Annotated in this window: 15 protein-coding genes; 5 read left to right on the top strand and 10 right to left on the bottom strand. The window is 71.5% G+C overall.

Annotated elements, in window-relative coordinates; all coding sequences use genetic code 11:
- Positions 1–49 precede the first annotated feature (49 nt).
- The gene (locus tag ACWDXC_RS25840; protein ID WP_449986600.1) at positions 50–1,312 is read left to right on the top strand and encodes an NYN domain-containing protein; all 1,263 of its coding nucleotides are present in this window, start codon (positions 50–52) and stop codon (positions 1,310–1,312) included.
- Between the two features lie 204 nt (positions 1,313–1,516).
- Here the strand turns inward: ACWDXC_RS25840 and ACWDXC_RS25835 are convergent, their stop codons facing one another.
- Complete coding sequence (locus tag ACWDXC_RS25835; protein ID WP_219498983.1) at positions 1,517–2,143, bottom strand: response regulator; 627 nt, start codon at positions 2,141–2,143, stop codon at positions 1,517–1,519.
- Between the two features lie 3 nt (positions 2,144–2,146).
- Positions 2,147–6,322 (bottom strand): HAMP domain-containing protein, encoded by a 4,176-nt coding sequence (locus ACWDXC_RS25830; protein WP_219498985.1) that lies wholly within the window; start codon positions 6,320–6,322, stop codon positions 2,147–2,149.
- 120 nt (positions 6,323–6,442) lie between these two features.
- Here ACWDXC_RS25830 and ACWDXC_RS25825 point away from each other — a divergent pair, with 120 nt between their 5' ends.
- Positions 6,443–7,987 (top strand): PP2C family protein-serine/threonine phosphatase, encoded by a 1,545-nt coding sequence (locus ACWDXC_RS25825; protein ID WP_246643607.1) that lies wholly within the window; start codon positions 6,443–6,445, stop codon positions 7,985–7,987.
- A gap of 259 nt (positions 7,988–8,246) precedes the next feature.
- On the opposite strand, the gene ACWDXC_RS25820 is transcribed toward ACWDXC_RS25825, so the two are convergent.
- The 3 genes from ACWDXC_RS25820 to rho all read right to left on the bottom strand — a co-directional run bounded on the left by ACWDXC_RS25820 (position 8,247) and on the right by rho (position 12,187).
- A complete protein-coding gene (locus tag ACWDXC_RS25820; RefSeq protein ID WP_449986136.1) occupies positions 8,247–10,013 on the bottom strand; it encodes a S9 family peptidase in 1,767 nt (588 codons plus the stop codon).
- Between the two features lie 144 nt (positions 10,014–10,157).
- On the bottom strand, positions 10,158–11,123 hold the full coding sequence (locus ACWDXC_RS25815; RefSeq protein WP_219498989.1) for a putative RNA methyltransferase: 966 nt from the start codon (positions 11,121–11,123) through the stop codon (positions 10,158–10,160).
- The gene (gene rho, locus ACWDXC_RS25810) at positions 11,123–12,187 is read right to left on the bottom strand and encodes a transcription termination factor Rho (RefSeq protein WP_449986134.1); all 1,065 of its coding nucleotides are present in this window, start codon (positions 12,185–12,187) and stop codon (positions 11,123–11,125) included. Before rho ends, ACWDXC_RS25815 begins: the two co-directional genes overlap by 1 nt.
- A gap of 316 nt (positions 12,188–12,503) precedes the next feature.
- On the opposite strand from rho, the gene ACWDXC_RS25805 reads away from it, so the two are divergent.
- On the top strand, positions 12,504–12,644 hold the full coding sequence (locus ACWDXC_RS25805) for a hypothetical protein (protein ID WP_219498993.1): 141 nt from the start codon (positions 12,504–12,506) through the stop codon (positions 12,642–12,644).
- A 9-nt stretch (positions 12,645–12,653) separates the two neighbouring features.
- The gene (locus ACWDXC_RS25800; RefSeq protein WP_449986133.1) at positions 12,654–13,397 is read left to right on the top strand and encodes an MBL fold metallo-hydrolase; all 744 of its coding nucleotides are present in this window, start codon (positions 12,654–12,656) and stop codon (positions 13,395–13,397) included.
- A 67-nt stretch (positions 13,398–13,464) separates the two neighbouring features.
- Here ACWDXC_RS25800 and ACWDXC_RS25795 read toward each other — a convergent pair whose 3' ends face one another.
- The gene (locus tag ACWDXC_RS25795) at positions 13,465–15,366 is read right to left on the bottom strand and encodes a sensor histidine kinase (RefSeq protein WP_449986131.1); all 1,902 of its coding nucleotides are present in this window, start codon (positions 15,364–15,366) and stop codon (positions 13,465–13,467) included.
- 108 nt (positions 15,367–15,474) lie between these two features.
- Positions 15,475–15,903 carry a hypothetical protein gene (locus ACWDXC_RS25790; protein ID WP_449986129.1) on the bottom strand — a complete coding sequence of 143 codons (429 nt, stop codon included), beginning with the start codon at positions 15,901–15,903 and terminating at the stop codon, positions 15,475–15,477.
- Between the two features lie 96 nt (positions 15,904–15,999).
- Between ACWDXC_RS25790 and ACWDXC_RS25785 the strand changes: the two genes are divergently transcribed.
- On the top strand, positions 16,000–16,527 hold the full coding sequence (locus ACWDXC_RS25785) for a DUF6886 family protein (protein ID WP_449986128.1): 528 nt from the start codon (positions 16,000–16,002) through the stop codon (positions 16,525–16,527).
- Here the strand turns inward: ACWDXC_RS25785 and ACWDXC_RS25780 are convergent.
- From ACWDXC_RS25780 to lysS, 3 genes are read right to left on the bottom strand one after another with little or no spacing between them, the layout of a single operon-like run.
- Entirely contained in the window at positions 16,493–17,464 is a 972-nt protein-coding gene (locus ACWDXC_RS25780) for a ketopantoate reductase family protein (RefSeq protein WP_449986126.1), read from the bottom strand. The two genes, ACWDXC_RS25785 and ACWDXC_RS25780, sit on opposite strands and share 35 nt — an antisense overlap.
- Positions 17,465–17,524: 60 nt before the next feature.
- Positions 17,525–18,046: an AAA family ATPase gene (locus ACWDXC_RS25775; protein ID WP_449986124.1), complete on the bottom strand. Its 522-nt coding sequence runs from the start codon at positions 18,044–18,046 to the stop codon at positions 17,525–17,527.
- Complete coding sequence (gene lysS, locus ACWDXC_RS25770; RefSeq protein WP_449986122.1) at positions 18,043–19,653, bottom strand: lysine--tRNA ligase; 1,611 nt, start codon at positions 19,651–19,653, stop codon at positions 18,043–18,045. The genes ACWDXC_RS25775 and lysS overlap by 4 nt, the downstream gene beginning before the upstream one ends.
- Positions 19,654–19,681 lie beyond the last annotated feature (28 nt).

Genomic DNA, 19,681 nt, shown 5'->3' with positions numbered 1-19,681 from the left:
TCACGGTGCGGAGCCAGCAAGTCGGACCACCAGGAAAGGGGCCGTGTCAGTGGATCGCTGCGCGCTGTTCGTGGACGCCGGCTATCTGCTGGCTGACGGGGCGATGGCCGTGCATGGGACTCGCCATCGCGAAGCCGTCTCCTGGGACTATCCGGGGCTGTTGCAGCTCATGTCGAGCCTGTCGCGCGAACGCACCGGCCTGCCGCTGCTGCGCTGCTACTGGTACGAGGCGACGGTCGAGGGCCGGCACACCCCCGAGCACGACGCGCTCGCCGACATCCCCGGCCTCAAGCTCAGGCTGTCGCGCATCCGGCCGGGCCGCCGCGAGGGCGTCGACGCCCAGGTGCACCGCGACCTGATGACGCTGGCCCGCAACAACGCCATCTGCGACGCGGTCGTGGTCAGCGGCGACGAGGACCTGACCCAGGTCGTGTGCGACGCCCAGGACCTCGGCATCCGCGTCACGGTCGTCAACATCGCCGCCGAGGCCAGCTCCGCGAGCTGGGCCGTCTCGCGCACGCTCCGGCAGGAGAGCGACGACCTCATCGAGCTCGGCGGCGCCCACCTGCGCCCGTACGTCACGCTCGTCACCGGCGCGACCGAGGCGTCCAACGGCCACCACCACCAGCCGCTCGCCAACGGCCAGGGCGCCCACTCGCTCCCGGCCGCCGCGCTGCCGCCGTCGCTGCCGTCGGCCCCCACCAGCACCGGCAGCCACGCCGTCCCGCAGCCCGGCCCGAGCACCCCGCCGCCCGCCCAGCCGTCGCCCCAGCCGGGGTCGGGGTCGTCGCCGGGCCGCGCCCAGCCGCCGCCCGCGCTGCCCACCTACACCTTCCAGGCCGACCCGGCCCCGGCCCCTGCGTCTTCGCCCCCGCCGTCGCCGTCACCCGCCCCGGCCACCGGCCCCGTCCCCCAGCAGCAACAGCAACCGCAGCAGCAGTCGCCGACGACCGGCCAGTTCTCCTCGCCGTCCAGCGCGGGCGCCTACCCGTCGCAGCTCGGCACCTCCTACACCGGCCCCCAGGCCGCCCCGGTGTCACCCCCGTCGGCCGCCACGGCCGGAGCCACGACGCTCGCCGACGCGGTCAAGTCCGCCCACCGCGAGGGCCACGACTTCGGCGAGTCGGTCGCCCGCGACGCCCCGGCCCTCTGGCTCGAAGCCGTCCTCGCCCGCAAACCGCGCATGCCCTCCGACCTGGAGGCCCGGCTGCTGCAGGGCTCGTCGCTGCCCATCGACTTCCTCCTGCACGACGAGGTCCGCCACGCTTTGCGCCGCGGCTTCTGGGACGCCCTCGAACGCGCCCGCCACTAACCCGCAGGCGCGAGGCCGGGATTCACTCCTCCCACCGATGTGCTCACACGTAGACCACCGGGATGAGCAGGCTGGTGCTCCCCGGCGGCCTCGTGGCACACGGCAGGACCGCCGCGGCATGCGCATCGGCCTGACCTGACCGCCTCCGCGAGAAGCGCTTCCTGGGAGAGCGCGTCCTAGGAGCGCGTCTCAGGACAGGGCTTCTCAGGACAGGGCGTCGAAGCCGGCGCGCAGGTGGAGGACGCGCTCGGCGAGGTCGCTCAGCGGCCCGGCCAGCGTGGGGTCCTGGGCCTTGCGGGCCAGCTCCCGCACCCGGGCCAGCTCGTCCTCGACGGCCGTCAGGCGGCGGGAGAGCTCCGGCAGCACGCTCCCGTCCGGGGTGTCCGGCGGCAGCTCGCCGGCCAGCCGCTCACGCAGCATCGACGCCTGCTCGGCCAGCCGCTTGTGCATGTTGTACAGCTCGGCGAACACCGACACCTTGGCCCGCAGCACCCACGGGTCGAACGGCTTGGTCAGATAGTCGACCGCGCCCGCCGCATAGCTGCGGAAGGCGTAATCGGGCGCGCTGTCGACCACCGTCAGGAAGATGATCGGGATGTTACGGGTGCGCTCCCGCCGCTTGATGTGCGCGGCGGTCTCGAACCCGTCCATGCCGGGCATCCGCACGTCGAGCAGGATGAGCGCGAACTCGGTGTTGAGCAGCGCCTTGAGCGCCTCCTCACCCGACCTGGCGCGTACCGGCACCAGGTCGAGCGAGCTGAGGATGGCCTCGAGCGCGATGAGGTTCTCCTCGCGGTCGTCGACCAGCAGGATCTTGGCCCGATCCGCCATGGATCACGACCCTTCCGGGGAGGAGGATTCGGGTGCGGCGGCGCGGCCGCGGCTCAGCCAGCCGCGCAGCCGTTCGAGCAGGCGGTCGACGTCGACCGGCTTGGGCACGTAGTCGGAGGCGCCGGAGGCGATGCTCTTCTCCCGGTCGCCGCGCATGACCTTGGCCGTGAGCGCGATGATCGGCAGGTCGGCGAACTGCGGCATGCGCCGGATGGCCGAGGTGGTGGCCCACCCGTCCATTTCCGGCATCATGATGTCCATCAGCACGAGTGCGACGTCCTCGTTCCGTTCGAGCTGCTCGATCCCCTCACGACCGTTTTCAGCGTAGACGACCGTGGAGCCGTGCCGTTCGAGCACGCTGGTCAGCGCGAACACGTTGCGGATGTCGTCGTCGACGATGAGGATCTTGGCGCCGTTCAGCGGGTCCTCGCCCTGCCACTGGCTGGTCTCGACCGGGGCCTCCACCAGCTCGGGCAGCGGCAGGTCGAGCGGCAGCGGCGGCTCCGGCGAGGTCGACTCGGGCTCCTCGATCGAGGCGGTCATGAGCTGCCTGCGCGGCGCGCCGCCGTCGGTCGCGGCCAGCGGGCCCGTGTAGGAGGCCGGCAGGTAGAGGGTGAACGTGCTGCCCTTGCCCAGCTCGCTGTCGACGTGGATCTCGCCGCCCAGCAGGCGGGCGATGTCGCGGCAGATGGCCAGGCCCAGGCCGGTGCCGCCGTACTTGCGGCTGGTCGTGCCGTCGGCCTGCCGGAACGCCTCGAAGATGACCTCGCGCTTGTCGGGCGCGATGCCGATGCCGGTGTCGATCACCTGGAAGGCGAGCAGGTCGGGCGCGGCGTGCAGGGTCTCGTCGTCGAAGTCGACGTCGGTCGGCGCGGGCGCCACCCGCAGCTTGACCTCGCCCTTCGGGGTGAACTTGACCGCGTTGGACAGCAGGTTGCGCAGCACCTGCTGCAGGCGCTGCTCGTCGGCGCGCAGCTCCTGCGGCACGTCCGGGTCGACGTCGACGGCGAACGCCAGCCCCTTGTCGGCCGCCAGCGGCGCGAACGCGGCCTCCAGCAGGTCGACCATCTTCGGCAGCGACACCTGTATCGGGTGGATGTCCATCCGGCCCGCCTCGACCTTGGACAGGTCGAGCATGTCGTTGATGAGCTGGAGCAGCGCCGACCCGGCGCCGTGGATCGTCCGGGCGAACTCGACCTGCTGCGACGTCAGGTTGCCCTCGGCGTTCTCCGTCAGCAGCTTGGCCAGCACGAGCAGGCTGTTGAGCGGCGTGCGCAGCTCGTGCGACATGTTGGCGAGGAACTCGTTCTTGTAGCGCGAGGACACCGCGAGCTGCTCGGCGCGCTCCTCCAGGGTGCGGCGGGCCTGCTCGATCTGGAAGTTCTGGATCTCGATGGCGCGGTTCTGCTTGGCCAGCAGCGCCGCCTTGTCCTCCAGCTCGGCGTTGGACCGGCGCAGCTCCTCCTGCTGGCGCTGCAGCTCGTCGGAGCGTTCCTGCAGCTCGCGCGTCAGCCGCTGGGACTCGGTCAGCAGGTCCTCGGTGCGCGAGTTGGCGATGATCGTGTTCATCGTGACGCCGATCGTCTCCACGAGCTGCGTCAGGAAGTCGAGGTGCACCTCGCCGAACGGCGTGAACGAGGCCAGCTCCAGCACACCGAGCACGCGGCTCTCGAACAGGACCGGCAGCACCACGATCTGCGCCGGCGTCGACTGGCTGAGCCCGCTGTCGATCGTGATGAACTTCGGCGGCACGTCGTCGAGGATGATGTGGCGCCCCTCGGCGGCGGCCTGCCCGACGATGCCCTCGCCGAACGCGAACCGCTGGCGCGGCCCCCGATCCGGCCGCACCCCGTAGCCGCCGATCAGCAGCAGCTCGTGCTCGCCCTCGGGGTCGACGCCGTAGAAGGCGCCGTAGCGGGCCGACACGAGCGGCGTCAGCTCGCTCATCGTCAGCTTGGCCACCTCGAACAGGTCACGGTGGCCCTGCATGAGCCGGGAGATGCGGGCCAGGTTGGACTTGAGCCAGTCCTGCTCCTGGTTGGCCTGGGTGGTCTCGCGGAGGTTGGCCACCATCGAGTTGATGTTGTCCTTCAGCTCCGCCAGCTCGCCCTGCGCCTCGACGGCGATCGACCGGGTCAGGTCGCCGCGCGCCACCGCGCTGGTCACGGTGGCGATGGCGCGCACCTGCGTGGTGAGGTTGCCCGCCAGCTCGTTGACGCTCTCGGTGAGCCGCTTCCAGGTGCCCTCGACGCCCTCGACCCGGGCCTGGCCGCCGAGCTGCCCCTCCGAGCCCACCTCGCGGGCCACTCGGGTGACCTCGGAGGCGAACGACGAGAGCTGGTCGACCATCCGGTTGATGGTGGTCTTCAGGGCCAGGATCTCGCCCTGGGCGTCGACGTCGATCTTGCGGGTGAGGTCGCCGTTGGCGACTGCGGTGGTGACCTCGGCGATGTTACGCACCTGCGAGGTCAGGTTGTTGGCCATGAAGTTGACGTTGTCGGTGAGGTCCTTCCAGACGCCCGACACGCCGCCCACCCGCGCCTGGCCGCCGAGCTGGCCCTGGGTGCCGACCTCGCGGGCCACCCGGGTCACCTCGTCGGCGAACGACGAGAGCTGGTCGACCATCGTGTTGAGGGTGTCCTTGAGCTGCAGGATCTCGCCCTGCGCATCGACGGTGATCTTCTTCGACAGGTTGCCCTGCGCCACCGCCGACGACACCGCCGCGATCTGCCGCACCTGAGAGGTCAGGTTGTTGGCCATCGAGTTGACGTTGTCGGTGAGGTCCTTCCAGACGCCCGACACGCCGCGCACCTGCGCCTGGCCGCCGAGCTGGCCCTCCGTGCCGACCTCGCGCGCCACTCGGGTCACCTCGGAGGCGAACGAGGACAGCTGGTCGACCATCGTGTTCATGGTCGACTTGAGCTCCAGGATCTCGCCCTGGGCGTCGACGTCGATCTTGCGGGTGAGGTCGCCGTTGGCCACGGCCGTCGTCACCTGGGCGATGTTACGCACCTGGTAGGTGAGGTTGTTGGCCATCGAGTTGACGTTGTCGGTGAGGTCCTTCCAGACGCCCGACACGCCCTTCACCTCGGCGCGCCCGCCCAGCTTGCCCTCGGTGCCCACCTCGCGGGCCACCCGGGTCACCTCGTCGGCGAACGACGAGAGCTGGTCGACCATCGTGTTGAGGGTGTCCTTGAGCTGCAGGATCTCACCCTGCGCGTCAACGGTGATCTTCTTCGACAGGTTGCCCTGCGCCACCGCCGTCGCCACGGTCGCGATGCTGCGCACCTGGTAGGTGAGGTTGTTGGCCATCGAGTTGACGTTCTCCGTCAGGTCCTTCCAGACCCCGGACACGCCCGTCACCTGCGCCTGACCGCCGAGCTGCCCCTCGGTGCCCACCTCGCGGGCCACCCGGGTCACCTCCTCGGCGAAGCCCGAGAGCTGGTCGACCATCGTGTTGACGGTGTTCTTCAACTCGAACATCTCGCCCACGGCGTCGACCGTGACCTTGCGGCTCAGGTCGCCCTTGGCCACCGCCGTCGTCACCACCGCGATGTCACGCACCTGCGCGGCCACGCGGGACGACATCGTGTTGACCGCCTCGGTGAGGTCACGCCAGCTCCCGGACATGCCGCGCAGATTGGCGCTGCCGCCCAGCCGGCCCTCGGTGCCGGCCTCCCTCGCGACCCTCGTCACCTCGGAGTTGAACAACGCGAGCTGGTCGACCATGCCGTTGATCGCCTTGCCCAGGCGGCGCACCTCGCCCCGGGCCGACCGGTCGAGATCGATCCGGCGCGACAGGTCACCCTTGGCCACCGCGTCGATGACGTCGGCCGCCCCGCTCACCGGGCTCACCAGCGCGTCGATCAGCATGTTGACCGACTCCACGCTCTCCGCCCAGGCCCCCACGCCCGGCCCGGGCGTCAGCCGCTCGCCGAACCGGCCCTCCTTGACAACTTCCTTGCGCACCCGGACCAGCTCGTTGGCGAGGTGCTCGCGACGGTCCGCGACCTCGTTGAGCAGCAACCGCACCTCGCTGAGGATCCCCGGGGGCGCGTACGGGACCCGCCGCCGGAAGTCGCCGTCACGCCAGGAGAACAACGTCTCCAGGATCGGCACGAGATCCGACTCGGTATAGGTCCTCTCCTCAGGACTTGGCGCGGCCTTGGCCGTTGTCATGGGGCCTCCTTCACCCACCGGTGACTCCGGCGAGTGATTCAAGTCTGTCACGATGAGTAGCTCGTAGTCCTGTCCTTGGATTTACCCCAAGTCAGCGGGAAGTGTGGTAGGCACGTACGGATGACTGCTTCTCCCCATGCGGTGCTCGCCGCGACCTTCGCACCAGGCGAGACGGCCGTGACGGACGCGATGAGGTTCACGCGCGAGGTGATGACCGCGTGGGCCACCGGAGGCATGCTCCACATCGCCGAGCAGGTCGCGGGCGATCTCGCCGAGCAGGTGGTCGACGAACCGTTCGAGGTCATCTGGAAGCACCTGGGCGGCGCTGTCCAGGTCGAGTTGAAGCAGCGAAGCACATCATCGGGCGATCCGAAAGCTCCCTCCGTCACCGTCGAAGAGTGGGGGATCACCTTCGCGGGCGATTCCCGTGTCCATTGGGCTAGGCTCACGCTACCCGGCGCAAAGGGCGCAGAGTCCTCCGAATGGCTGGAGCAGACCTCCCGCGGCCCCCACTGGCTCGGCTTCCTCGCCGACGCGAGCGACCTGCTGGCCGGCACCCTCGACCCCGACATGGTGCCCGCCATCATCGCCCAGATCGTGGTGCCGCGCCTGAGCAGCTGGTGCGGCGTCTACACCGCCGAGAGCGAGGCCGGGCCGCAGCGCCTGGTCTACCTGTGGCACGCCGACGAGGCACGCATCGACGCCCTGCGCGAACAGCTCGACGAGATGGACGTCACCGCCGTCGGCTCCCGCGCCACCTCCACCTTCCACCTGCCCGACGCCAACGTGCTCGCCGTCCCGCTGACCGCCCGCGGGCGCAGCCTCGGCGTCATGTGCCTCGGCCGCGCCGACCGCTTCCCCGACGAGGTCATCCAGCTCGCCGAGGACATCGGCAGGCGGGCCGCGCTCGCCATGGACAACGCGCGCGTCTACGCCCAGCAGGCCGCCGCCAACCGCGCCCTGCAGCGCAGCCTCCTCCCGCCCAACGAGCCTGAGGTGCCCGGCCTCGACTACGGCGTCGTGTACGAGCCCGCCGGCGAGGTCAACGAGGTCGGCGGCGACTTCTACGACCTGTTCAAGGCCGGCGACGACTCCTGGCGGTTCGCGATCGGCGACGTCTGCGGCACCGGGCCCGAGGCCGCCGCCGTCACCGGCCTGGCCCGCCACACCCTCCGGCTGCTGGCCCGCGAAGGCTACGGCGTCGCCGCCGTGCTCGGGCGGCTCAACCAGGCCATCCTCGAAGAGGGCGAACGGGCCCGGTTCCTGACGCTGCTGCACGGCGACATCTCGCCCGCCGACAAGGGGCTGGAGGTGCGGCTGGTCTCCGCCGGGCACCCCGAGGCGCTGCGCCTCAAGCCCAACGGCGTCGTCGAGGGCGTGACCACGCCGCAGTCGCTGCTCGGCGTCTTCCCCGAGGTCGTCTTCGAGGCCGACACCATCCACCTCGACCCGGGCGACGTCCTGCTCGCCGTCACCGACGGCGTCACCGAACGACGCTCCGGCGGGCGGCTCCTCGACGACGACGGCGGCCTGGCCAAGATGCTCGCCGAATGCGCCGGCCTGTCGGCCCGCGCCGTCGCCGAACGCATCCGTCGCGGCGCCGCCGACTTCGCCGCCGGGCCCAGCGCGGACGACCTCGCCATCCTCGTCCTCCGCGCCCGCTGACGCACCTTCCGAGGCGACCCACTCCGGAGCGCCCCACCCTTAAGGGGAGGGCCGCTCCCACCGTGTCGGCTTCCCACCCACCCGTGGGGACGCTCCCGGGAAGCGCCACGCCTTCCAGGCAGACGGGACGTCCCGCCTCAGGGGCAGTCGGCCTGGGGGCGTTCTGTCCCGAGGCGCCCGCCTCCTCCAGGGCCTGGGGTGCTCAGCCCGAGGGGGGCGCTACCCAGGGAGCTCCCTCCCGAGAGGGCGCGGGCTTACGTCAGGGGATGTGGAGGTGTTTGCGGGCGAAGTCGAGTTGCAGGGCCATCTGGGTGATGCGCTCGGCGACGACGAGGGTGCCGCGGACGGAGCTGTACGTGTACAGCTCGTGCTCGCAGCCGCGTTCGGCGAGCTGGTCGACGTACATGCGCACCTGCCGCAGCGGGCTGCGCATGTCGTCCTCGCAGGCGAGGATGAGCACCGGGCTCTTGACCTGGTCGACGTACGTGATGGGCGAGCTGGCGGCGTAGCGCTCCGGCTGTTCGTCGGGGGAGCCGCCGAGCAGCGCGCGGTGGTAGGCGCGCAGGCTCTCGCCCTCGTCCTCGTAGGCCGTCTGGTGGCAGGCGATGGGCAGGGCGGCGATGCCGGCGGCCCAGAGGCCGGGCTGGGTGCCGAGGCCGAGGAGCGTGAGGTAGCCGCCCCAGCCGGTGCCCGACAGGAGGATGCGGTCGGGGTCGGCGATGCCGCGGGCGGCGACGTACTGGCGGACGGCGGCGACGTCGGCGAGTTCGATGTGGCCGACGTCGAGGCGGAGTGCGTCGCGCCAGGCGGAGCCGTAGCCGGTGGAGCCGCGGTAGTTGACGCGGATGACGGCGAAGCCGGCGTCGACCCAGGCGGCGACCTCGGGGGAGAAGGAGTCCTGGTCGTGTTCGGCGGGCCCGCCGTGGAGCATGAAGACGGCGGGGAACGGCGCGGAGCCGGTCTCGGGCCGGTTGACGAGGGCGTGGATGCGCCCGCCGGGGCCGTCGACGTCGAGGTCTTCGACGGGGACGCTGGGCGGGGCGGCGGGGCCGCCGGCGTTCATCACGACCTGGCCGGTGCTGGAGCGGATGACGGGCGGCCGGGAGGCGCTGGACCAGGAGTATTCGACGTGCCCGCCGGGGCGGGGGATGGCGTCGTCGATGACGCCGTGGGGTGTGTCGATGAGGGTGAGGCCGCCGCCGGCGAGGTCGTAGCGGTGCAGGTGGCTGCGGGCGCGGTCGCCGCGCAGGATGAGCAGGCCGCGGCCGTCGTGGTACCAGTCGGCGGTGAGGTCGCCGGAGTCCTTCAGCCAGATCTCGCGCTGTTCGCCGGTGACGGGGTCCCAGACGAGGGGTTCGTGGCGGTTGCGGCGTTCGTGCAGGGCGAGCAGGCGGCGGTCACCGGGCACGGGGGCGAAGGTGAGGCCGTGGATGCCTTTGCCGGGGCCGTCGTAGAGCTCGCTCACGGTGGCGCCGTTCTGGCGGATGACGCGGAGCGCGGGGTGGCGGAAGCCGCCGTATTCGCCGTGGTTGATGGCGATGAGCTCGCCGTCGAGCGACATGTCGGTCACCCAGGCAGCGTCGGGGTGCTCGTACAGCAGGCGGCTGGGCTCGCCGGCGCGGGCCAGGTGGATGCGGAAGGCGCCTTCGCTGGCGAGGGTGAGCGCGACGAGGCCGGTGGTGGACAGCGCGATGCCGCCGGGCTGGCCGGGCGGCAGGTCGGGGGCGACGGGCTCGGCGGGGCCGCCGGAGAACGGCTGGCGGAACCATCGGCCGAATTCGTCGCCGTCGGTGTCGGCGAACCAGTAGACCCACTGGCCGTTGGGGTCGATGGCGGCGTAGGAGGTGCCGCCGGGGCGTTCGGTGACCTGGCGGGTGGCGCCGGTCGCCCGGTCCCAGGCGTAGACCTCCCAGGTGCCGGTGACGTTGGAGCGGTAGATGGAGCGGCTCGGCGCTCGTCGGGCCCAGGTGGGCAGCGACATGCGCGACGCGCGGAACCTGGCCTGCCAGCGTTCCTCCGCCTTCATCCGGCGAGCCCCCTCCCTCTGTGGCCCGTGCCGTCCCGGCGCGGGTTGCCGTCCAGTATTACGCCTGTGTCGCGGAAATACTCCGGGAATGTGGGGGAATTTCGGACTAAATGCCCCATCAGTAACACCTGTCCCACTCATCCGTCAAGGAACGGGTCTTGCGTAAGGTGTCACTTCGAAGGTAGATAGAGAAAACGCCGCCTTCACGACTACTTTTCCCCGCTTTTTCGTGACTCTGGGGGAGAAATAGCTTGAAATTCTCTCCTCCAGCTCCGCCGTCCCCGTGTGCCACGCGCTCGGCCCCATCCCCACGACCTGGAGCACGTCGGCCGGCCCCAGCTCCATCTCGAACGCGACCTCCTGCCGCGCGGTCTCGGTGAACCCCTCCAGGCTCCGGGCCACCCGCCGCTCCTTGTCGGCGTCGACGGAGAGCAGCCCCAGCTCCTCGACCAGCGGGCTCAGGTGGTCGCCCGTCGGCGTCACGACCACGACCGCCCCGCCCGGCCGCAGGATCCGGCGGAACTCCGGCCCGTTGCGCGGCGCGAACACGTTGATCACCACATCGGCGGCTCCGTCGCGGATGGGCAGCGTGCGCCAAACGTCCGCCACGAACGCCCCCGCCCGGGGATGCGCCCGCGCGGCTCGCCGTACAGCATGTTTGGACACATCGAAGGCCATCCCAACGCCACGCCCCGCAGCCGTGAGCACCGCCGAAAGGTAATAGCCGGTCCCCGCACCGGCGTCAACGATCACCGGCCGGTCCGCAAGCGCTTGCGGTGCCGGCCCGGAACCCATTTCGGCACTACCGTACGCCTTCGCGGCCTCTCCGTCAGGCAAGTGTGAGAACGATTCGGTATGACTGAGAACGCTCCCACCGAGCGCCCTGGCGAGCGGCGCGTAATGCCCGGCTTCGAGAAAGCTCGAACGCGCCGCGACCATCTCCGCGCTGTCGGCGGTCCCCGGCGGGCGGGAGCCGACCAGCAGGCTCACGTAGCCCTGCTTGGCCACGTCGAAGGAGTGCCCCCGTGCGCACCGCAGCGCGTCGGCGTCGAGCCGCACCGGCTCCCGGCAGACCGGGCAGGCCAGGTGTCCGACGATGTCAGCCAGCATCAGGCCATTGTGGCCGAGGTCAGGAACGCCGCGTTGGAGGGGGTGTCGCGCAGCTTGCCGACGAGCATCTCCATCGCCTGCTGCCGGTCCAGGCCGCTCAGGCTGCGGCGCAGCCGCCACACGATCTGCCGCTCGCGGTCGGGCAGCAGGATCTCCTCGCGGCGGGTGCCGGAGGCGTCCAGGTTGACGGCCGGGTAGAGGCGCCTCTCGGCCAGGTCGCGGGCCAGGTGCAGCTCCATGTTGCCGGTGCCCTTGAACTCCTCGTACAGGCTGTCGTCCATCCGCGAGCCGGTCTCGACGAGCGTGGTGGCGAGGATGGTCAGCGAGCCGCCGCCCTCGACGTTGCGCGCGGCGCCGAAGAAGCGCTTGGGCGGGTAGAGCGCGGCGGCGTCGAGGCCGCCGGTGAGGGTCTTGCCGCCGCCGGGCGCCAGGTTGTTGTAGGCGCGGGCCAGCCGGGTCAGCGAGTCGAGCAGCAGCACGACGTCCTGACCGGCCTCGACCAGGCGCTTGGCCCGTTCGATGGCGAGCTCGGCGATCGCGGTGTGGTCGCGGTCGGGGTGGTCGAAGGTGGAGGAGAAGATCTCGCCGCGCACCGAAGTACGCATGTCGGTGACCTCCTCGGGCCGCTCGCCGACGAGCAGCGTCATGAGGTGGACCTCGGGGTGATTGCGAGTGACCGCGTCGGCGAGCGCCTGGAGGACCATGGTCTTGCCGGCCTTGGGCGGGGCGACGATGAGCCCGCGCTGGCCCTTGCCGATGGGCGCGAACAGGTCGATGACCCGGGTGCTGAGCGATTCGGTCTCCAGGTGGAGACGCTCCTGCGGGTGTACGGGGGTCAGCTCGGCGAAACGCGGCCGGTTCCGCCAGTCGGCGTAGCCGTTGACGGTCTCGACGCTGACGAGCTTGCCGCCCGACGCCTCGGCGACGACGTGGTCGCCGGGACGCAGGCCGTACTGCTGGATCTGGGCCGGGCTCAGGCGCAGGTCGCCGGGGCCGGGCAGGTGGTCGATGCGGATGTAGGCGGCCTTTTCCCGTACGTCGAGAAGGCCCTTGTGAACAGACATGGTGAACCCCTTGAGGGTGCGCCGAACGAAGGAGAACGCCGGCGGGAAATGAGAAGACCGGCCCCGCGAAGAGGGGGCGGTGAGATCAGCGGAGCTTGAAGCTCAACGCTGGGGGCAACGTATCACACGTCGCTGTCCATGCAACGCCTAGTCCTGTTGGGCTATTCCCGGGGGATTCCTCGTGTCCCGGCGCGCGTTCGGGGCAGCGGAACGTAACAATGTTCTTCTCCGCTCCCTCTGCGTCAGAGCAAGCGAGCTGCAGGACCTTTGCAATGCGCCGAAGGTTCCATGGAGAAGAGAACCCTAGGGGGATGAGATGAACAGCACCCGCTGCCCGCGCTGCCACAGCGAGCTCGACGAGGGCCCGATCATGTACCGGTGCGCGACCTGCTGCCGCGCCGTCTACGCGGCCGACCTGGAGAACGAGTACGTGCCGCGCGAGCCCGTGGCCGCCTAAGCTGGGCGCGTGCCGCACGAATCGAAGATTGTCTCAGGCGTCGAGGTCACGCCGCTCTGCGACGCCGTGGGCGCGATGGGCGAGGCGATCCGCCGCCCGCTGCCGGAGATGTTCCCGGGCTCGGCGCTACCCGACGAGCCGTGGGTGCTGCACTTCCACTGCTACCTGCTCCGCGACCGGGCCGGGCGTCTGACGCTGGTCGACACCGGCATCGGCGGCCCCGGCTCGCTCGCGTCGAGCTGGGCGCCCGTTCCCGGCACGCTGCCCGGTGAGCTGGCCGCCGCCGGCGTCGCGCCCGCCGACGTCGACACGGTGATCCTCACCCACCTGCACAGCGACCACGCGAGCGGCGCCGTCTCCGACGACGGCCGGCCGCTCTTCGAGAACGCCCGGTACGTGCTCCAGCAGGCCGAGCTCGACGCCGCCGAGAGCGCGACGCTCGACCGGGTCGTCACCCCGCTCAAGGCCCAGTTGCACGTCGTCGACGGCGACGCCGAGGCCGCGCCCGGCGTGCGCGTCCACCTGACGCCTGGCCACACGCCGGGCCACCAGATCGCCCGCGTAGGCGACCTGGCCGTGACCGGCGACCTGGTCCTGCATCCCGCGCAGCTCGCCGACCCGGCCGTGCGCTACGTCTACGACGACGACCAGGAGCGGGCCGCCGCCACCCGCGCCGCCGTGCTCGCCGAGCTGCGCGCCGCCCGCGCGCTGCTCGCCACGGCGCACTTCGCCGACCCGTTCGTGCGGCTCTGACCGGCGCCGGACAGGCTCTGACCGGCTCTGGCCCGGCTCTGACCGGCGCTGGCCCGGCTTTGACGCGCTAGGCGCCCGTGAGTGCGGGCTGGTCGGCCAGCAGCGACGCCGGCAGCGACACCCTGGCCGTCAGGCCGCCGTACGGCGACGCCGTCAGGGCGACCTTGATGCCGTGCCTGGCCGCCAGCCGGCCGACCACGAACAGCCCGAGCCGGTCGCTCTGCGCCAGGTCGAACTCGGGCTTCTCGGCCAGGCGGGTGTTGAGCTCGTCGAGCTCGGCCCGCGACAGGCCCAGCCCGCGGTCCTCCACCTCCACGATCAGCCCGTACGGGGTCGCCGTGGTGCGCAGGTCGACCCGGGTGCGCGGCGGCGAGAACAGCGTGGCGTTCTCGATCAGCTCGGCCATCAGGTGGGCCACGTCGGTGACCGCCGAGCCGGTCAGCGCGACGGGCGGCGCCTGCAGCACCTCGACCCGCTGATACTCCTCCACCTCGGCCACGGCGGCGCGCAGCACGTCCAGGATCGGCACCGGGTTGCGCCAGCCGCGGCCCGGCGTCTGGTCGGACAGGATGATCAGGCTCTCCGCGTGGCGGCGCATGCGCGTCGTCAGGTGGTCGAGCTTGAACAGGTCCTCCAGCTCCTCGGGGTCCTCGGTGCCGCGTTCCATGCCGTCGAGCTGCAGGAGCTGGCGGTGCAGCAGCGACTGGTTGCGCCTGGCCAGGTTGACGAACACCTGGTTGACGCCGTGCCGGAGGCGGGCCTGGGTGACCGCGGCCTCGACGGCCGTGGACTGCACGCGGTTGAACGCCTGCACGATGTCGCGCACCTCGGACGTCTCCGCCTTGATCTCCAGCGGGGGGAGCTCGGCCGCGGAGGGCGGCTGGGTGCTCGTGCGCAGCCGCTTGACCAGGTCGCGCAGGTGCACGTCGGCCAGTTCGGTGGCGGCGTCGCGGAGGCCGGCGAGCTCGCGTACCAACCGCTTGCGGAAACGCAGCGACAGCAGGATGGAGGCGATCACGGCGAGCAGCCCGATGCCGCCCGCGACGCCGATCTTGGTGAGGATGCCGGTGGCCGCGGGCGTGACCCGCTCGGTGATGGCCTTGGCGGTGACGCGCTGGGCGCGCTCGGCGGCCTTCCACAGGTTGGTGGCGTCCACCGGCCAGGTGGCGGCGTCGGCGGGCAGGCCGTTGATGATGGCCTGCCCCCGGATCGCGTCCTCGGCCTCGGTGAACTCCGTGTACATCGAGGAGGCCATGAGCTGCTGGTACGGCTTGCGCAGCCCGTCGTCGAGGTGGGACATGGCCTGGGCGTGGAGCAGCCGCCGGGTGGCCGTCCAGTCGGCGAACGCCTCGCGCTCGGCGGGGGTCACCCGGCCCCGGCTCAGCACCACGGCGATCATCGCCCGCTCGCGCGACAGCAGCTCCTTGGCCTCGCCCAGCATGGTCAGCGCGCGGGCGTTGCGGTAGAGCGTCATGTCGGGGACCAGCACCATCGCGTCGTACATGCGGAAGGAGGCGTCCACGATCTGGCTGTAGCCGTTGATCAGGTCGAGAGGGGCGGCGCCGGTGGCGTCGACGTCGCGCCGGACCTGCGCGAGCTGGTCGAGCCGCCGGTTCAGGGTGGTGAGCTGGGCGGTCATCTCCGGGCTGAGGCCGCGCTGGCTCGCCGCCAGCGCACGGAACCGCTTGGCCGCCGCGTCGGTCTGCGAGCGCTGGATCTTCAGGGTCTCGGCATTGCGCCTGGCGGCCACGTACTGGATCGAGGACAGCCGCTCGTTCTGCAGGTGGGTGGTGAGTTCCTCGGAGGGTTCGGCCAGGTTCGTCGCCAGCTCGTCGATCTCCAGCATGCGCAGCCCGTCGCCCGCCGTCAGAGCGGCGGCGAACGCCCACAGGCCGACCAGGGAGGTCAGCGGGACGAGCAGGAGGATGAGGAGTTTGATCGCGATGGGACGGCCACGTGTGGGGGGCATGCGACCTCCGGGTGCATGATGAGCGCGCAACGCAGATTACACCCGTCATGCGAAGTATCGCCGCGAATCACCGGTGCGGGGCCACCCCGACACCCCGCACCGGTGAGGTCACCGCGCGCGCTCCTCACGGCCGGCGACCAGCCGGTCATCGGCGTGCCCGTCGGTGCGCCCGTCGGCACGGCCGTCGGCGCGGCCGTCGGCGCGGCCCGCGATCGGCTTGCTTGCGGCGGCGTGCTCGCGTTCGAGCTTCCGCTCCAGCTCGCGCTTCTCGTCCTCCAGGCGCGCCACCTTGTCGGAGGCGTCGGCGCGTACGTGGGCCAGCCGGCGGCGACGCCGGGCGGACCGGCGCGAACCGGCGGCGATCAGCCAGAAGCCGAGCATCATCACCGCGGCCGCGGCCGCGCCCGCGAGGAACATCTCCACGTGGTCGGGCTGGAACGTGTAACCGAACAGGATGTAGCGGGCGCTCTCCTCCGTGATGGCCACGACGGCCGCCGCGCCGGCGAGCAGGACCAGTAACAGACCCAGAAAGATCATTTCGTCTCACTCCTCGTCGTCAGAGCGAGATCCCCCTGCCCATCATCCGGCGCGGTATGCCCTGCCCACACGGGCTCGCAGGTCATGATGGCGGTCATGAGACCCGAACCAGGACAGGTGCTGCACTTCTCCGAGGACCCCACCATCGAGCGGTTCGTCCCGCACGTCGCACCCACCTCACGGCAGAGCGAGCCGTACGTCTGGGCGGTCGACGCCGAACGCTGTCCCTCCTACTGGTTCCCCCGCGCCTGCCCCCGCGCGATGGCGTGGCCAGGACCGCGCACCACGCGGGAGGACGTCGACCGGATCATCGGCGCGGGCTGCGGCGAGCGGGTGCACGCGATCGAGTACGGGTGGCTGAAGGCGATGATGGACGTGCGCCTGTTCGCCTACAGGTTGCCTGCCGACGTCTTCAAGCCGCTCGGCGACCCGCCCGCCGCGGTCGTGGCGACCGTGCCGGTGCTGCCGCTCGGCCCGCCCGAGCCGGTCCGCGACCTGTTCGAGCTGCACGAGGAGGCCGGGATCCAGCTTCGGGTGCTGGACAACCTGTGGCGGTTCTGGAACGAGGTGACGGCCAGCACGCTGGAGTTCAGCGGGATCCGGCTCCGGAACGCTCGGCGATGAGCGCCATCAGCGTCTCCAGCGGCATCGAGCCAGGCTCGCGGCGCTCCCTGGCGAACCGGTTGGCCTCCCGCTGGAGCACCTCGTTGGCCGGGGTGGCGATGCCGAGCTCGCGGGCCAGCAGGACGATCTCGCCGTTGAGGTAGTCGGCCTCGATCGACCCGGTCGCCCTGGCCAGGCTCTGCCACGACGAGCCGCCGCCGCGCATGCTGCCGCCGATCGGCAGCAGGTCGACCTGGTCGCGGCGCAGCTCGCGCTCCTCACGCGGCGTCGAGTAGCAGATGCCTGCCTCCTCCAGCACGTGGGTGCCCTCGCACCTGGCCAGCTCCAGCACCTCCTCCACGCCGGGCCCGTGGCCGACGAGCGCCTCGACGGCGTTGGCCAGGTTGGCGAGCAGCTTGCCGTACTTCCAGCGCATCACCTCGGCCGACGGCAGCGCGACGAACCTGCTGCGGTCGAGGTCGATGGCGATCTGCTTGGCCAGCTCGTCGGAGCCGTGCGGGTAGCAGCCGACGTGCAGCAGCCCCGAGCGCGGCGAGCCGTAGGCGGCCACGGTGCCGGGCTCGGTGTGCAGCGCGGGCAGCCACACGCACATCCCGTAGACCCGCTCGAACCTGCGCAGCGCGGTGCGCTCGTTCTCGACGCCGTTCTGCGCGCACACCACCGGCAGGTGGGTCGGCCACGGGGCGAGCGCGGTCACGGTGTCCTGCGACTTGGTGGCGACGATCAGCACGTCGTCGTCGCGGCACGCCACCGGGCCGTCGGCCGCCGGGATGTCGAGGAGGTCGTCGGAGTAGGGCGTGAGGAGGCGCAGGCCGCGGTTCTTCAGCGTCTCGTAGTGGGCGCCCCGGGCGATCAGGAGCACGTCGTGCCCGCCCTGGAACAGCCGGGCGCCGATCGTGCCGCCCACGGCCCCCGCTCCGATCACGATGTAACGCATGCTTCCGAGCATGTCATCCGCTCGCTCACGAGCGCCACCGAGGTGCCCCGAGTCGGCTCCCTAGACGCGCGCCTCGGCGGCTCTGGCCAGGATCTCGTCCACCGTCTGAGCCGGCGTCTGCGCGGAGGTGTCGAGCCACAGCCCCAGGCGGGGCGTGTCGCGGCGCAGCGCCGCGTCGAGCTCGGCGACCGTCCACGCCCCGTAGCCGGTCTTGGCCCGCTCGCGCTCGCGCCGCTCGACGACGGCCGCGCTCGGGGCCAGCACCACCACGTGCAGCGGGCGGGTGCGGATCAGTCCGGCGAACAGCTTCAGGTCCGCGCCCAGCACCACGTCCTGGACGACCGCGGTGAACCCCTCGCCGGCATACAGGTCGGCTGCCGCCGCCGCGATCCGGTAGCGCAGGCGGAGCTGGCGTACGGCCTCCTCCGGCTGGTCGGGTGTCATGCCGACGCCGCCGCTGACCACCATCCGCCGGAAGGCGTCGCCGCGTACGTGCGCCGCCTTCGGCAGCCGCTCGGCCAGCGCCTGCGCCACCGTGGACTTGCCCGACGCGGAGATCCCGGTGATCAGGTACGCGGTCACGCCCCGACCAGCTTCCGCACCCGGTCGGCCCCCACCGCCATCAGCAGCGTGGGCAGCCTGGGCCCGGTGTCGCGGCCCACCAGCAGCCGGTAGAGCAGCGCGAAGAAGGCCCGCTGGGCCGCCTTCACCTCGGGCGTCGGCTTGGCGTCGGGGTCCAGGCCCGCCTGGCGCTTCGGCACCCCGTACACCAGCGTGGTCAGCCCGTCGAGCGACCAGTGCGCGTCGAGGCCGTCGACCAGCATGGCCAGGGCCTCGCGTTCGGCCTCGCCGAGCGAGTCCAGCAGCTCGGCGTCGGGGGCCTCGCGCACGCGGGTGCGCTGCTCGGCGGGCACCTGCGTGTCGATCCACCGCTGCGCCCGGTCGAGCCGGGGCCGCGCCTCCTCCAGCGAGCCGATCGCGTCGACGTCGCCGAGGATGCGCAGGATCTGCGCGGCGTCGCCGGTCGTGACGTCGGCGATGGAGGCCAGCGTGCGGTAGGCCACCGGGCGCGGCGTCACCGGCAGCGGCCCGGCCGCCGTGCGCACCGCCCGGCCGTGCGCCGCCAGCTCGGCGGGCTGCGCCTCGCCGCCGGCGACCTTGCGGCCGAGCGCGTCCCACTCGTCGTAGAGCCGCTGGATCTCCTGGTCGAAGGCGATCTTGAAGGACTGCGACGGCTTGCGGCGCGCGTATAGCCAGCGCAGCACCGGCGCCTCCATGATCTCCAGCGCGTCGGCCGGAGTCGGCACGTCACCCTTGGAGCTGCTCATCTTCGCCATGCCGGTGATGCCGACGAACGCGTACATCGGCCCGATCGGCTGCTCGCCGCCGAACACCTCGCCGACGATCTGCCCGCCGACGATCCACGCCGACCCGGGCGAGTGGTGGTCGACGCCGGACGGCTCGAACACCACCCCCTCGTACGCCCACCGCATCGGCCAGTCGACCTTCCACACCAGCTTGCCCCGGTCGTGCTCGGCCAGCCGCACCGTCTCGCCGAACCCGCACTCGCACGTGTAGGCCAGCTCCGTGCTGTCGTCGTCGTAGGCGGTCACCGTGGTCAGGTCGCGCTCGCACAGCTCGCAGTAGGGCTTGTACGGGAAATAGCCCTCGCGCTGCTGCGACCGGTAGCGGGCCAGGACGGCGTCGATCCGCTCCCGCTCGCGCATCGCCAGCAGGATCTGCTCCCGGTAGGCGCCCGAGGTGTACTGCTCGGTCTGGCTGATGCCCCGGTATTCGACGCCCAGCTCGGCCAGCGCGGCCTCCATCGGCGCCTTGAAGTGCTCGGCCCAGGACCCGTACGGGCTGCCGGGAGGCGCGGGCACCGAGCTCAGCGGCTTGCCGATGTGCTCGGCCCACGACGGGTCGACCCCCGCGGGGACGCGGCGGAAGCGGTCGTAGTCGTCCCACGACAGCAGGTGGACGCACTCGTGGCCGCGCCGCCTGATCTCGTCGGCCACCAGGTGCGGGGTCATCACCTCGCGCAGGTTGCCCAGGTGGATGGGCCCCGACGGGCTCAGCCCCGAGGCGCACACGATCGGTTTGCCCGGCGCGCGACGCTCCGCCTCGGAGATGACCTCGTCCGCGAATCGGGAGACCCAGTCGGCCTCCGTGCTGTCAGCAGCGCTCATCGCGCCATTCTTGCGGCTCGGCGGCCCG

This window comes from Nonomuraea sp. NPDC003214, from assembly GCF_053590035.1.
Note: the sequence above shows the minus strand (reverse complement) of the source record. Positions and strands in the feature narration are given on the sequence as shown.

Excerpts from the sequence above, each read along its gene's own strand:
- ACWDXC_RS25835 (WP_219498983.1), bottom strand. The coding sequence starts at position 2,143 with ATGGCGGATCGGGCCAAGATCCTGCTGGTCGACGACCGCGAGGAGAAC.
- ACWDXC_RS25830 (WP_219498985.1), bottom strand. The coding sequence starts at position 6,322 with ATGACAACGGCCAAGGCCGCGCCAAGTCCTGAGGAGAGGACCTATACC.
- ACWDXC_RS25825 (WP_246643607.1), top strand. The coding sequence starts at position 6,443 with ATGACTGCTTCTCCCCATGCGGTGCTCGCCGCGACCTTCGCACCAGGC.
- ACWDXC_RS25820 (WP_449986136.1), bottom strand. The coding sequence starts at position 10,013 with ATGAAGGCGGAGGAACGCTGGCAGGCCAGGTTCCGCGCGTCGCGCATG.
- ACWDXC_RS25815 (WP_219498989.1), bottom strand. The coding sequence starts at position 11,123 with ATGCTGGCTGACATCGTCGGACACCTGGCCTGCCCGGTCTGCCGGGAG.
- rho (WP_449986134.1), bottom strand. The coding sequence starts at position 12,187 with ATGTCTGTTCACAAGGGCCTTCTCGACGTACGGGAAAAGGCCGCCTAC.
- ACWDXC_RS25805 (WP_219498993.1), top strand. The coding sequence starts at position 12,504 with ATGAACAGCACCCGCTGCCCGCGCTGCCACAGCGAGCTCGACGAGGGC.
- ACWDXC_RS25795 (WP_449986131.1), bottom strand. The coding sequence starts at position 15,366 with ATGCCCCCCACACGTGGCCGTCCCATCGCGATCAAACTCCTCATCCTC.
- ACWDXC_RS25790 (WP_449986129.1), bottom strand. The coding sequence starts at position 15,903 with ATGATCTTTCTGGGTCTGTTACTGGTCCTGCTCGCCGGCGCGGCGGCC.
- ACWDXC_RS25785 (WP_449986128.1), top strand. The coding sequence starts at position 16,000 with ATGAGACCCGAACCAGGACAGGTGCTGCACTTCTCCGAGGACCCCACC.
- ACWDXC_RS25780 (WP_449986126.1), bottom strand. The coding sequence starts at position 17,464 with ATGCGTTACATCGTGATCGGAGCGGGGGCCGTGGGCGGCACGATCGGC.
- lysS (WP_449986122.1), bottom strand. The coding sequence starts at position 19,653 with ATGAGCGCTGCTGACAGCACGGAGGCCGACTGGGTCTCCCGATTCGCG.